The organism is Streptomyces sp. NPDC046881 (assembly GCF_040645015.1).
In the GTDB taxonomy this organism is placed as follows: Bacteria; Actinomycetota; Actinomycetes; order Streptomycetales; family Streptomycetaceae; genus Streptomyces.
In genome coordinates this window covers 59,166-71,989 of record NZ_JBEYXJ010000003.1, presented here as the reverse complement: position 1 = coordinate 71,989, position 12,824 = coordinate 59,166, and the positions used below count along the sequence as shown (strand labels likewise).

The 12,824-nt window shown below is 75.1% G+C and carries 11 protein-coding genes; 4 read left to right on the top strand and 7 right to left on the bottom strand.

Annotated features, from left to right (window positions below):
- Window positions 1-5: 5 nt before the first annotated feature.
- Window positions 6-1,475: a dihydrolipoyl dehydrogenase gene (lpdA, locus tag ABZ923_RS02985; RefSeq protein WP_361465974.1), complete on the top strand. Its 1,470-nt coding sequence runs from the start codon at window positions 6-8 to the stop codon at window positions 1,473-1,475.
- A 137-nt stretch (window positions 1,476-1,612) separates the two neighbouring features.
- On the top strand, window positions 1,613-2,863 hold the full coding sequence (locus ABZ923_RS02980; protein WP_361465972.1) for a M14 family zinc carboxypeptidase: 1,251 nt from the start codon (window positions 1,613-1,615) through the stop codon (window positions 2,861-2,863).
- An 84-nt stretch (window positions 2,864-2,947) separates the two neighbouring features.
- Here ABZ923_RS02980 and ABZ923_RS02975 read toward each other — a convergent pair whose 3' ends face one another.
- The gene (locus tag ABZ923_RS02975) at window positions 2,948-3,361 is read right to left on the bottom strand and encodes an SSI family serine proteinase inhibitor (RefSeq protein ID WP_361465969.1); all 414 of its coding nucleotides are present in this window, start codon (window positions 3,359-3,361) and stop codon (window positions 2,948-2,950) included.
- 108 nt (window positions 3,362-3,469) lie between these two features.
- Window positions 3,470-4,021 (bottom strand): DUF1707 and FHA domain-containing protein, encoded by a 552-nt coding sequence (locus tag ABZ923_RS02970; RefSeq protein WP_361465968.1) that lies wholly within the window; start codon window positions 4,019-4,021, stop codon window positions 3,470-3,472.
- A gap of 177 nt (window positions 4,022-4,198) precedes the next feature.
- Here ABZ923_RS02970 and treZ point away from each other — a divergent pair, with 177 nt between their 5' ends.
- Complete coding sequence (gene treZ / locus ABZ923_RS02965) at window positions 4,199-5,944, top strand: malto-oligosyltrehalose trehalohydrolase (protein WP_361465965.1); 1,746 nt, start codon at window positions 4,199-4,201, stop codon at window positions 5,942-5,944.
- Window positions 5,945-6,022: 78 nt separating this feature from the next.
- On the opposite strand, the gene ABZ923_RS02960 is transcribed toward treZ, so the two are convergent.
- The 4 genes from ABZ923_RS02960 to ABZ923_RS02945 form a co-directional block, all read right to left on the bottom strand.
- Window positions 6,023-6,961 carry an aminoglycoside phosphotransferase family protein gene (locus tag ABZ923_RS02960; protein WP_361465962.1) on the bottom strand — a complete coding sequence of 313 codons (939 nt, stop codon included), beginning with the start codon at window positions 6,959-6,961 and terminating at the stop codon, window positions 6,023-6,025.
- 52 nt (window positions 6,962-7,013) lie between these two features.
- Window positions 7,014-8,141, bottom strand: coding sequence for an aminopeptidase P family protein (locus tag ABZ923_RS02955; protein ID WP_361465960.1), 1,128 nt, complete (start codon window positions 8,139-8,141; stop codon window positions 7,014-7,016).
- Between the two features lie 312 nt (window positions 8,142-8,453).
- On the bottom strand, window positions 8,454-9,011 hold the full coding sequence (locus ABZ923_RS02950; protein ID WP_361465957.1) for a PDZ domain-containing protein: 558 nt from the start codon (window positions 9,009-9,011) through the stop codon (window positions 8,454-8,456).
- A 138-nt stretch (window positions 9,012-9,149) separates the two neighbouring features.
- A complete protein-coding gene (locus tag ABZ923_RS02945; RefSeq protein ID WP_361465954.1) occupies window positions 9,150-10,031 on the bottom strand; it encodes a LysR family transcriptional regulator in 882 nt (293 codons plus the stop codon).
- A 93-nt stretch (window positions 10,032-10,124) separates the two neighbouring features.
- On the opposite strand from ABZ923_RS02945, the gene ABZ923_RS02940 reads away from it, so the two are divergent.
- A complete protein-coding gene (locus tag ABZ923_RS02940) occupies window positions 10,125-10,847 on the top strand; it encodes a hypothetical protein (protein WP_361465952.1) in 723 nt (240 codons plus the stop codon).
- Window positions 10,848-10,859: 12 nt separating this feature from the next.
- Here the strand turns inward: ABZ923_RS02940 and phsA are convergent, their stop codons facing one another.
- On the bottom strand, window positions 10,860-12,776 hold the full coding sequence (phsA, locus tag ABZ923_RS02935; RefSeq protein ID WP_361465949.1) for an O-aminophenol oxidase PhsA: 1,917 nt from the start codon (window positions 12,774-12,776) through the stop codon (window positions 10,860-10,862).
- Window positions 12,777-12,824 lie beyond the last annotated feature (48 nt).

Genomic DNA, 12,824 nt, shown 5'->3' with positions numbered 1-12,824 from the left:
ATGCCATGACCATCGATACGGGCATCCATACATCCGACGTGATCGTCATCGGCGGCGGCACCGGTGGCTACGGCACCGCCCTGCGCGCCGCCGCCCTCGGCCTGGACGTCGTCCTGGTCGAGCGCGACAAGGTCGGCGGGACGTGTCTGCACCGGGGCTGCATCCCGAGCAAGGCGATGCTGCACGCCGCCGAGCTGGTCGACGGGATCGCCGAGGCCCGCGAGCGCTGGGGGGTGAAGGCGACCGTGGACTCCGTCGACTGGGGGGCGCTGGTGGCCACACGGGACGACATCGTGGCGCGCAACCACAAGGGCGTGGAGGCGCATCTCGCGCACGCGGGCGTGCGGGTGGTGCGGGGCAGCGCGCGGCTGACAGGGGCCCGCACAGTGCGGGTGGAGGGGGTGCGCGCGGACACCGCGCCGAGCGCACCCGGTGGTCTGCCACCCGGCGTGCAGGACTTCGCGGCGCGCCGCGGGATCGTCCTCGCGACCGGCTCGCGGCCGCGCACGCTCCCGGGGCTCGCGCCGGACGGGCGGCGCGTGGTGACCAGTGACGACGCGCTGTTCGCGCCGGGGCTCCCGGCGTCCGTCCTGGTGCTGGGCGGCGGCGCGATCGGCGTGGAGTACGCCTCCTTCCACCGGTCCATGGGCGCGGAGGTCACCCTGGTGGAGGCCGCCGACCGGATCGTGCCGCTGGAGGACGCCGATGTGAGCCGGCATCTGACACGCGGCCTGAAGAAGCGCGGGATCGACGTGCAGGCGGGCGCCCGGCTGCTGGACGCGGAGCTGCTGGAGCACGGCGTACGCGCGCGCGTGCGCACCGCGCGGGGCGAGACCCGGACGGTGGCGGCGGACCGGCTGCTGGTGGCCGTCGGCCGGGCGCCGGTCACCGAGGAGCTGGGCCTGGCCGCGGCCGGGCTGACGACGGACGAGCGGGGGTTCGTCGTACCGGCGGACTGGAGCCGGCTGGAGACGGCCGTGCCGGGCGTGCACGTGGTCGGCGACCTGCTGCCGCCGCCCTCGCTCGGCCTCGCCCACGCCTCCTTCGCGGAGGGCCTGCTGGTGGCCGAGACGCTGGCCGGGCTGCCGTCGGCGCCGGTGGACTACGCGGCCGTGCCCCGGGTGACGTACTCCGCGCCGCAGACCGCCTCGGTGGGACTGACCGAGGCCGAGGCACGCGGGCGTGGGCACGAGGTCGACGTCGACACGATGCCGCTGACCGCCGTCGCCAAGGGCATGGTGCACGGGCAGGGCGGCCTGGTGAAGGTCGTGGCGGAGGCCGGCGGCGGGCAGGTGCTCGGCGTGCACCTGGTCGGCCCCCACGTGTCGGAGATGATCGCCGAGAGCCAGCTGATCGTCGGCTGGGACGCCGAGCCCGCGGACGTCGCCCGGCACGTGCACCCGCACCCCACCCTGTCGGAGGCGGTGGGCGAGGTGTTCCTGACGCTCGCGGGACGCGGTCTGCACCAGCAGTGAACCCACGGAACGCAGTGACCCGTACGGGGGCGGGCCCCTGCGTCCGGGCGCCCCCGGGAGCCTCCCCCGCCGCATGCTTGACAGTTGCCCGCGCGCGTGCGGGACTTGGAGGGCGAAGCCGGGCGGACAAGTCGGGGGTGAGTCCACTGCCGGAGCTGCGCTATCCCAGCGTTCCCGAACTGGTCGCCTCCGCTCAGGCGTTGGCGGGGCAGGAACCCGGGCTGTGCGCGCTGCGTCAGGTGGGCGTCTCGCGCGCGGGAAGACCCTTGCACCTGCTGTCGGTGGGGCACGCCCGCCGTGCGGTGCTCGTGGTGGCGGGCGCGCACGCCAACGAGCCGACGGGCGGCTCCACCCTGCGGGTGCTTGCCGAAAGAGTGCTGGCGGAGCCCGAGTTGCGCGCGGGCACGTCCTGGCACTTCCTGCTGTGCGCGGACCCGGACGGCGCGAGTCTGCACGTCACCCCGGCCCCGCGCAGTCTGCTCGACTACCACCTCGGCTTCTACCGGCCGACGGGCGCGGAGCAGCCGGAGTGGTCGCCCTCGGTGCTGCCGCCGGACCGGCTGCCGCCCGAGACGCGGGCGCTGACCGGGGTGATCGACGAGCTGCGCCCGTACCTCCAGGTGACCTTGCACGGCACCGATCTGGGCGGCAGCTGGGTGCAGTTGACCAAGGACGTGCCGGGCCTCGCCGAGCCGTTCGCCAAGTCCGCGGCGGAACTGCACATTCCGGTGGAGACGGGGGCCTCGGACGCGGCGGGCTGGCCGGCCTCCGGCCCCGGGGTGCACGTGATGCCCGGTCCCGAGTCCGGCGTGGCCTATCCGAGCATGCCGGACGACGCCCGGCACAGCACCTGGTACCACGCCCACCGGTACGGCGGTCTGACGGCCGTGGTGGAGGTGCCGATGTGGGCCAGCGACCTGGTGGACGACCCGGCGCCGCACCCGGCACCGGAGGCGGCCATGCGGCGGCTGGCCGCGCGGCTGCTGCGGGACGCCCGGGAGGTGGAGCGGATCCTGGCCGAGGCGCTGCCCCGGCTGGAGGGCGTGGACGGGCCGTTGCTGCGTGCCGCCCGGTGGGCGCTGGAGCTGATCCCGGGCCTGGCCGAGGACTGGACCCACACGTCCCCTGCGGCCACGACGATGGCCTACGTCGGCAGCGTGGACGCCTTCGGACGGCGGCTGCCGCTGCGGGCGGCGGCGATGCTGCTGCGGGTGCTGCGGGAGACGGACGACCGGGCGGCGCCCCGCCTGGAGCAGCTCGTCGCGACGTGGTGCGATGCCTTCGCGGAGCGGTTCAGGGCCCGCTGGGTGCCGTTGGAGCACCAGGTGGAACACCAGTCCCGGACGGTGCTGGTGGCGGCGCAGCAGGCGCGCGAGCAGGCGTGGTGAGCCGCCGTCCGTCCCACGCCGGCCGGAGCACCGGCTCCCCGCCACCCGTGCACCGGCCCGCGCCGCCCGGCCGTGGCGCGCCCGTCAGCCGTCCAGGGTGAAGACCGACCCCGTGCGCGCCCTCATGACGCACATGCTGGTGTACGTCTCCTGGAAGTCGACCGACCGGCCGTGCCAGCGCCCGCGCGCGTGGACCGTCACCGGCGCGAAGATCATCGGGCAGAAGACGTTCGCGGCCGGGATGCGGGCGATGTCTCCCCCGGCGGCGGACAGGTCGGCACACGCCTCGGAGGCGTGCGCGTGGCCCAGGGGCGGGTCGCACAGCAGCAGCGTGCCGCGGGTGTCGGAGGACCGGGCGTCGCCCTTGGTGACGGCCAGGTAGAGCCAGGTGTCCGGGAGGACGTCGCGGGAGGCCGCGCGGGCCGGGCCCGCGGTGAGGAGGCCGGCGGCGGCCAGCAGGGCACCGGCCGCCGCTGCCGCTCTGGTGAGGTACGTCATGCCCGTTCCATCGGCACGGCGGCCCGGCTTCCGCAGTGCGGCTCACCCGATCGGGAGGGCACGCGCGCGTGACCGGGCGCCCGTTCGAACGGAACCGGCCGGGCGGGGTCAGCCGGTCGCGAGCCGGAACGCCGCCCGGCCGAAGGCGACCTGGTCGCCCTCGCGGACGACGACCGCCCCGGTCACCCGGCGGCCGTTGACGGTGGTGCCGTTGGTGGAGCCCAGGTCCCTGAGGATCCACAGGCCGTGCTGACGGCGGAGCTCGGCGTGCACGCGGGAGACGGTCTCGTGGTTCAGGCGCAGCCCGTTCGCGGGGTCGCGGCCTATGCGCAGCGGATGGGTGTGCGACGGGTGCGGCAGCAGCAGCTTGGGCAGCCGCTCGGCCTGCCAGGCCCGGCGCAGCCGCACGGTGAACCCGGAGACGGCCTCCACGGTGCCGAGGACCGCGCGGGAGAACCGGTTCTCCCGGGGCAGGTCGGCGACGAGGGCGGCGAGTTCGTCGGAGCGGCGCGCGACGAGCGCCAGCTCCATGCGGCGGACGAACGTGTCGTGCGAGAGCCGGCCCATGGCGACGCCGTCGCGCAGCACCTGCAGCGCCTTGTCGCGCTCCGCGTCGGACAGGCGCGCGGGGTAGGTGGAGAACTCGAAGGACGACGTCACGCAGGTGATTGTCGGGCAGTGAACCCCGAGTGTCCAGAAAACGCGGAATCGGTGCCGGTGCACCGGCACTTCCGCGACACCTGCCGGCAAAGGGCGGATTCGAAAGCGGATTGATCGTCCGGGACGGCACGATGGACACGCGGGACATCACGGTGAGCAGACGAAGGGGAACCGTCCGTGCAGTTCGAGGTGTGGGCACCGCAGGCAGACCGGGTGACGCTCCATTGCGAGGGCACCACGCGCGCGTTGGCGCGCGATCCCGCGCGCGAGGGGTGGTGGACGGGCGAGGCGGAGGCGCAGGACGGCGCGCGGTACGGGTTCGCGCTGGACGACGGGCCGGTACTGCCCGACCCGCGCTCGCGCCGCCAGCCGGACGGCCCGGACGGGCTGAGCGCGGTCGTGGACCACGGGCGCCACACCTGGCGCGCGCAGTGGCCGGGGCGCGGGCTGCCGGGCGCGGTGCTGTACGAGCTGCACGTGGGCACGTACACCCGTGAGGGCACCCTGGACGCCGCCGCGGCCCGGCTGGAGCACCTGGTGGAACTGGGCGTGACACACGTCGAGTTGATGCCGCTGTGCCCCTTCCCGGGCCGGCACGGCTGGGGGTACGAGGGCGTGTCGCTGTGGGCGGTGCACGAGCCGTACGGCGGCCCCGAGGCACTGAAGCGCTTCGTCGACCGGGCGCACGAGCTCGGGCTGGGCGTCGTCCTGGACGTCGTGCACAACCACCTGGGCCCGTCGGGGAACCATCTGCCGCGGTTCGGGCCGTACTTCACGGACACGCACACCACCCCGTGGGGGTCGGCGGTGAACCTGGACGCGCCCGGCTCGGACGAGGTGCGCGCGTTCCTCCTGGGCAGCGCGCTGGCGTGGCTGCGGGACTACCGGATCGACGGGCTGCGGCTGGACGCGGTGCACAGCCTGTACGACACGCGCGCGTGCCACTTCCTGGAGGAGCTGTCGGCGGCCGTGGACGGTCTGGCCGACGAGGTGGGCAGGCCGCTGTTCCTGATCGCCGAGTCGGACCTGAACAACCCGCGGTTCATCACCCCGCGCGCGGAGAACGGCCTCGGCCTGCACGCGCAGTGGAACGACGACTTCCACCACGCCCTGCACACCGCGCTGACCGGCGAGTCGCAGGGCTATTACGCCGACTTCGCGCGGGACCCCTTCGGCGCGCTCGCCAAGACGCTCACCGGCGGCTACTTCCACGACGGCACGTACTCCAGCTTCCGGGGCCGCAGCCACGGCCGGCCGCTGGACCGCGCGCGGGTGGCCGGGCACCGCCTGCTGGGCTACAGCCAGACCCACGACCAGGTCGGCAACCGCGCCCAGGGCGACCGGCTCTCCGCCCGCCTCTCCCCCGGCCTGCTGGCCTGCGCGGCCACGCTGACACTGACCGCGCCGTTCACGCCGATGCTGTTCATGGGCGAGGAGTGGGCGGCGAGCACGCCCTGGCAGTTCTTCACCGACCACACCGACGCCGAACTGGCCGAGGCGGTACGGCGGGGCAGGCGGCGGGAGTTCGCCTCGCACGGCTGGGCCGAGGAGGACGTACCCGACCCGCAGGACCCGGCGACCCGGGAGCGGTCCTGCCTGGACTGGTCGGAGCCGGAACACGAGCCCCACGCGCGCGTGCTGGCCTGGTACCGCCGGCTCGTCGCGCTGCGCCGGGAACAGCCCGACCTCACCGACCCGGACCTCGCGGACACCAAGGTGGCGTACGACGCGGACGCCCGCTGGCTGGCCTTCCGGCGCGGGGACGTACGGGTGGCGGTGAACCTGGGCGGGCAGGAGGCGGCGATCCCGCTGGGCACCGGCCGGGTGGAGGTCCTCGCCGCCTGGGACCCGGTCGAGGCGCCGGGCCGGGACGGACTCCTCCAGGTGCCCGGGGAGTCGTGCGTGGTGCTGACACAGCCCTGAGGCGCCCCGTGGGGCCGCGCGGAGCCCTTGAGGGTCTCCGTGGGCGCGGACGGGTCCCCGAGGGGCCCTGCGGCCGCGTCAGGGCTCCGGCTCGTCCTCCTGGAAGTCCGTGACCCGCTCCAGCAGGATCGGCTCCCAGGCGCGCCGCAGCTGGGTGCGCAGCAGGGGCAGGGAGCCGACCGCGCGGCCCTCCAGGTGGTCGGTGAGGCGGATGACGGTGTCGCAGCGGGCCAGCCACAGGCCGCGCAGGCAGGGGCGGGCGCCGTAGCCGGCCAGGGTGGCGGCGCGCACGGCCGCCGGGGAGCCGACCGCGACGGCGAGTCCGGCGATGTCCTCGGCGGGGTCGCCGAGGGTCGCCGCGGTCCAGTCCAGGACGCCGCGCACCCGGCCGTCGGCGCTGACCACCACGTGCGCGCCGGTCAGCCCGTGGTGGGTGAGGACGGCGGTGCCGGGCTGCGCGGCCAGCTGGGCCGCGCCGGGCGGGGTCAGCTGGTGCAGCCGGGCGGCGTCGAACTCGTCGGCGGCGGCGAGCCGTTCGGCCGCGTGCACGGCCATCCGGCGCAGCGCCTCCAGGGAGCGCGGCGCGGTACGCGGCATGCCGAGCGCCTCCGCCTGGCGTGCGGGCACCTCGCGCAGCCCGCTCAGCAGCCCGGCCAGATCGGCCTCGCCGACGGCGGAGACGTCGTGCTCGTCGGCCGTGCCGCCGGGCACCCGGGTGTCGAGCGTGTAGGCGAGACCGGGCGCCCAGTCGCCGTGCGCGACGCTGGTCGGCACGGCGACGGGCACGTGCGGGCGGACCAGGTCGCGCAGGCGCAGTTCCCGGCGGCGGCGGACGGAGGCCTCACGGTCGGGCGCGAGGCGCAGCACATGGCGGTCGCCGATCCACCAGGTGTGCTCGCGGTCCTCCGTCACGGGCCGTACGTCGGGTCCCCCGGTGCCGTCGCCGCCGCCCTCCTTGAGCAGCGAACGGACCAGTCTGCGGACGGTGTCCGCGGTGGGTGTCGGTGCCTGGGTCATGGGTCGCGCGTCGCCGTTCCGGGTGTCGTCGAGAGTGGTCTCCTCGGGCCTCTCAGTCCACTATGACCATCTCACGGGTGGTGTCGTTGAGGCGGCGGCCGCCGTCCTCGGTCACCGTGACGATGTCCTCGATGCGCACCCCGAAACGGCCGGGCAGGTAGATGCCGGGCTCCACGGAGAAGCACATGCCGGGCACCAGCGGCTGCTGCTCGCCCTCGATCATGTACGGCGGTTCGTGCGTGGTGACGCCGATGCCGTGCCCGGTGCGGTGGACGAAGTACTCGCCGTACCCGGCGTCCGCGATCACCGCGCGGGCGGCGCGGTCGACCTCCTGGCAGGCCACGCCCGGGCGTACGGCCCGGAAGCCGGCCTCCTGGGCGGCGCGCACGACGTCGTGGACCCGGCGCTCCTCCTCGGTCGGCTCGCCGACGTGGACCGTGCGAGTGGTGTCGGAGCCGTAGCCGTCCTTCAGGCCGCCGAAGTCGAGGACGACCATGTCGCCGGGCCGGATGACGCGGTCGCCCACCTCGTGGTGCGGGTTGGCGCCGTTCGGGCCGGAGCCGACGATGGTGAAGTCGACCTGGGAGTGGCCGAAGCGGCGCAGCAGGCTCGCGAGGTCCTGGCCGACGTCGGACTCGCGGCGGCCGGCGAAGGGAACCTTCCGGATCGCCTCGAACGTTGCGTCGGCAGCCGCTGCGGCGGCTGCGAGGAGTTCCAGCTCGGCCGCGTCCTTCACCGCGCGGAGCATGGGCAGGGCGTCGGTGAGGGAGGCGTAGGAGGTGTCGGGCAGGGCCCGCTGGAGGCCCAGCAGGTGCATCGCCCAGGTGTTGTCGCTGATGCCGAACCGGCCGCGGTCGTCGAGGAGGCCGGCGGTGACGGCGTAGGGGTCCTTGCCGTCGGTCCAGTCGCGCAGGGTCAGCGCGGCGGCGCCGGCCGCGTGCTCGGCGTCCGGGGCCTCCAGGGTGGGCACGACGAGCACGGGGTCCCGGCCGGGGGCGAGGACCAGCACGGTGAGCCGTTCCGTGACCGCGGTGGGCGTGTAGCCGGTGAGCCACACCATGTCCGGTCCCGGGGCCACGAGCAGCCCGGCGAGGCCGGCGTCGGCGGCGGCGCGCGCGGCGCGCTCCATGCGGGCGCGGTAGTCGGCGGCGGTGAAGGGCGCGGGCGTGGTACCGGTCATCCGGGCCTCCGGGCACGGGTGAGGAAACGGGGCGACGGCGTCTCGGGCAGCATCCTGCCCGCCCGGGCGGGACGACGCGAGCCGGTCCCGGAAACCGGTGCCCCGCGGTCCGTGGGGAAGCGGCTCGGCATGGGCCCATGATGACGCGCGGGACGGGCGGTGACCAGCGGGTTTCCCGGCGTGTACGAGACGGCGGGGGCCTTGGCGGGCCGCCGCCGGGGTCACGGGCCCGCGGCCGGATTCCCGGTGTCGCCCTCGCCTCGGCGCCCGGTCCTGCGGGGGCGGTTCGGCCCTGGCCGGGGCGCGGCCCGGTCAGATCACCGCCGCGGTGGTCACCGTCAACTGCTGGTAGCCGCCGCTGCTGTGGCGCACGGTGAGGAGCAGTGCCTTTCCGGGGCGGGCCCGGGTGACGGCGCGGGCGAGGTCGGCGGCGGTGTCGACGCGGGCCGCGCCGAGTTGCAGGACGACGTCCCCCCGGACCAGGCCGGCCGCGTAGCCGGGGCCGGGCACGTGCACGCCCACCACCAGCGCGCCCGCCTTCTCGGCGTCGACGGCCTCCACGCCCAGTGCCGCGCCGGGCGTCGCCGGGGCGGGGGCGGCCGTGGGGGTGGCGTCGGCCGAGGGGGCGGGCGGCGTGGCCTTGCGCTGCAGCTCGGCGAGTCTGCTCATGCCGATCACCGTGGCGCCGACCGTGCCGATGCCGACGCCCGAGAGCACCAGCAGGATGCCCGCGCACAGGCCGCACAGCAGGGTGCGCAGCCGCCGTCCGCGCCGGGGCGCGGCATGCGGCCGGCGGGCGGGGGCCGGGGTGCCGTCCTCCCGCCGGTCCTGACCTGGCATCGGCTTGGGCCGCAACGCAGTCTGTTCCATGGTTCGCTCGCCTCCGGCTGGTGCTCTACCCGGGGCGACGGTCCGCGACGAGACACGAACGAGTGAGAATGGCCGAAGGGTGGCGGAGGGTAGCCATGGACGCACGCCACTGCGGCACCGGCGGGCGGCGGCCGGCCCTCACGGCACCACCGGGCTGCGCCGCCGGACCAGGAGCCGCATCACCTCCTCCGCCGCTCCCCCGGGGCTGCCGCTGTGGAGGAGTTCCGTGCGGTGGACGAGGCGGGGGGCGGTGAGGGGGACGGCGGTCGTGCCGGGGTGGGTGGTGGCCGCCGAGCGGGGCAGCAGGGTCAGGCCGTGTCCCGCGGCCGCGAGGGCGGTGAGGGTGCGGACGTCGGTGCCCTCGTAGCGCAGGGCGGACCGGAAGGCCCCGCCGGCGGTCGCGGCGCGCAGGTGCGCCAGCGGGAGGGATGCGTCGGGCGCGTCGAGCCAGCGGGCGTCGCGGAGGTCGCCGAGGCGCAGGCCGGGGCGTCCGGCGAGGGGGTGCCCGGCGGGCAGCAGGACGCTGACGGGCTCCTCGGCGACGCCGTACGTGGTCAGCGGCGCCACGTCGGGCAGCCGCAGCGGATCGCTCGGCGCGGCCAGCCCGTCGACGAGGCCCAGGTCGGCGGTGCCGGTGGCGACGGCGGCGGGGATCTCCGCGCGGGTGAGGACGCGCAGGGTGACGCCGGCCGGCGGGAGCGCGCCGAGGACGGCGGGGCCGAGCGCGGTCGCGGTGGTGACCAGGGTCAGGCCGTGCTGGGGCGCGGCGGCCATGCGGACGACGTCGGCGCGGGCGGCCTCGAGCCGCAGCAGCAGCGGGCCCGCGTGCTCCAGCAGCCGCTCGCCCGCCGCGGTGGGCGCGACCGGCCGGCGGGTCAGCAGGGGTGCGCCCAGGTCCTGTTCGAGGGCGGCGATGTGCTGGGAGACCGCGGACTGGGTGTAGCCCAGCTCGCGCGCGGCCTCCGAGAAGGAGGCGAGACGCGCCACGGTGACGTACGTGCGCAGCAGATGCGGGTCCATGCCGCCCAGCATCCCACTGCATCAGCGATGCTTATCGATCGTGCACAAACCATCGTTGGACGTGAACGTCCCGCCGTACCGAGGATGGTGCCCATGACGAACACCGCCACCCTCGCCCTCGTCGGGGACCGCTCCCCGCACGTCGTCTCGCACACCCGCGTCCCGCTCCTGCTGGACGCCCTGGCCGCCCGCGACCGGCTGGTCCTGGACGCGTACTGGATCCCCTCGGAGGACGCCGAGGCCGAGGGCGCGGTGCGCGGGTTCGACGCCGTGTGGGTGCTGCCGGGCAGCCCGTACCGCAGCGAGGCGGGCGTCCTCGCCGCCGTGCGCACCGCGCGCGAGGAGGGCATTCCCTTCCTGGGCACGTGCGGCGGCTTCCAGCACGCGCTGCTGGAGTACGCCCGGAACGCGTGCGGGCTGACCGGCGTCGCGCACGCCGAGAACGACCCCGACGCCGCGGACCCGCTCATCGAGCCGCTGGCCTGCTCGCTGGTGGGCCACGAGGCGGCGGTGACGGTCGAACCCGGCTCGCTGGCCGCGTCGGTGATCGGCTCGGCGCGCACGGTGGAGCGGTACTTCTGCTCCTACGGTCCCTCCCGCCACCTCGACACGCTCCGCGCCCACGGGTTGCGGTTCTCCGGCCACGACGAGGACGGCCATGTCCGGATGGCCGAGCTGCCCGGCCATCCGTTCTTCCTGGCCTCGCTGTTCCAGCCCGAGCTGGCCGGCGACGGCTCGCGCCCGCACCCGATGATCCGGGCGCTGGCGCGAGCCGCGGTCGAGCACGCGGCGGCCCGGGCCGCCCTGCCGGTGTGACCCCGGCCGGCCTCAGCCCGTGTGGCCCTCGCCGTGGCCGCCGTGCGCCCCGCCGTGGTCGAACTTCAGGGCCTCGGGCGGCATGACGACGAAGGGCCGCATCATGCCCATGTCCTCGTGCTCCAGCAGGTGGCAGTGGTACATGAACCGGCCGTACGCGCCGTCGAAGCGGCCCATGACCCGCAGCATCTGGCTGCCCGGGACCCGGAAGACGTCCTTGAGGCCGCGCTCGTTGGGTGCGAGCGGGATCGCCGTCCCCGCGTCGTGGCGGATGGGGGTGCGGGTGCCGCCGACCGCCGGGTCGAAGCCGGAGACGTCGTAGGCGTCCCGGCCCAGCAGCTGGAAGTCGGCCAGGTGGATGTGCATGGGGTGCACGATGGGCGCGAGGTTGAGGAAGCTCCACTGCTCGTGGCTGCCCTCGCCGATCGTGAAGCCGAGCCCGTCGTTGAACGTCCGCGCGGTACGCCGGTACGTCTTCGTGGTGCCGTCGGGTCCGGTGATCTGGACGATGCCGTCGGCCGGGAGCTGGAGGCCGGCGGTGTCGTGGACCTCGGTCATCTCCCATATCTCCGGGTGCCCGCCGCCGCCTGTGGTGGGGGGCGGGGTGAGCAGGATCATGCGGTGGCCGTGCGGGATGTCGTGGGTGAGGCGGCGGAAGGAGCCGGAGAGCACCTCGGGCAGTTCGAAGGTGTCCTCCTCACAGCTCTCGCCGACCCGGAACTCCAGTACGGCCGGGTAGGGCACGTCACCGGCCGGGTCGGGCACGCCCGCCGGCTGGTTGGGGCCCTTGTTCACCAGGCGGAGCGTCCGCCCGGCCAGCCCGCGGAAGTCGACCAGCAGGTCGAAGCGCTCGGCCGGTGCGGCGGTGAGGGCGGGCAGCTCCGCGTCGAAGTCGACCGGCACCGGGCGCGGCAGCAGCCCGCCGTCGCTGCCGATCTGGTGGACGGCCCCCGGCACCGGCTCGCCGTCCTCGTCGATCAGGACGAGCTCGAAGATGCGCGCGTTGGAGGCGTTCACCAGCCGGAACCGGTACCAGGCCGGGTCGACGTCGGCGTACGGCCAGATACGGCCGTTGACCGTGGTGTACGGGCCGGTGAACGGGACGGAGACCGGCTTGCCCGTCTCCGGGTTGCGCTGCTGGACGACCACCGTCTTGTGCAGCAGCCGGCCGTTGAGGCGGCCGTCCTCGTCGGTGTCGAGGTTGCGGTCGGCGATGAGGAGCGGGATCTCCCGCTCGCCGGAGGGCAGGTGGAGGGCGTCCTCCTCGTCGTCCCTCACGAGGTAGGTGCCGTACAGGCCCGACATCACGTTCCAGCGGGTGATGTTCATCGCGTGGTCGTGGTACCACCACTGGACCGCCTGGTGGTCGTTCGGGTACTCCGACAGCTGGGCGTCGCCGTAGCCCACGGCGTTGTCCGCCCAGCCGTCGTTGCCGCCGCCGGTCTGCGCGCCGTGCAGGTGGGTCACCGACCAGGCGGGCAGGGCGGCGACGTCCTTGTTCGGCTCGACGCCCTCGCGGCCGGGTTCGGTGGTGGCCTGCGGGCGGCCGTCGGTGCGCAGCGGCACCTCCACGGAGGTGACCGGGTACTCGCTGTCCTTGGGGATGCGGTTGGTCCAGGCGATACGGATCCGCCGGCCGCGCCGCACCTCGATGGTCGGGCCCGGCACGTGTCCGTCGTAGCCCCACATCAGGGTCGGTGGCAGCTGCGGGTGCAGGCGCACCCAGGCCGGGCGCAGGGCGATCTCCGTCTCGCGCAGCACGTCGTCGGCGGCGGGCCGCAGGACCGGCGGCACGGTCAACGGCGCGATGTACGGCGTGAGTTCGTACGCCTCGGGCGCGACCTCGGGCGCCCTCTTGCTCTCCTTGTCCTGCTCCCCTGTGCCGCCCCCCGTGGTCTCCGCGGTGAGCCTCTCGATGGTCTCGGTCAAGGCCGAACACCCCCGTGTTCGTGATCTGTTGTTCCCCTTACTCCCCAA

What these genes read in the sequence shown, in the direction of transcription:
- ABZ923_RS02950 (WP_361465957.1), bottom strand. Translation starts at nt 9,011, where the DNA reads ATGGAACAGACTGCGTTGCGGCCCAAGCCGATGCCAGGTCAGGACCGG.
- lpdA (WP_361465974.1), top strand. Translation starts at nt 6, where the DNA reads ATGACCATCGATACGGGCATCCATACATCCGACGTGATCGTCATCGGC.
- ABZ923_RS02960 (WP_361465962.1), bottom strand. Translation starts at nt 6,961, where the DNA reads ATGACCCAGGCACCGACACCCACCGCGGACACCGTCCGCAGACTGGTC.
- ABZ923_RS02955 (WP_361465960.1), bottom strand. Translation starts at nt 8,141, where the DNA reads ATGACCGGTACCACGCCCGCGCCCTTCACCGCCGCCGACTACCGCGCC.
- ABZ923_RS02940 (WP_361465952.1), top strand. Translation starts at nt 10,125, where the DNA reads ATGACGAACACCGCCACCCTCGCCCTCGTCGGGGACCGCTCCCCGCAC.
- ABZ923_RS02975 (WP_361465969.1), bottom strand. Translation starts at nt 3,361, where the DNA reads ATGACGTACCTCACCAGAGCGGCAGCGGCGGCCGGTGCCCTGCTGGCC.
- ABZ923_RS02945 (WP_361465954.1), bottom strand. Translation starts at nt 10,031, where the DNA reads ATGGACCCGCATCTGCTGCGCACGTACGTCACCGTGGCGCGTCTCGCC.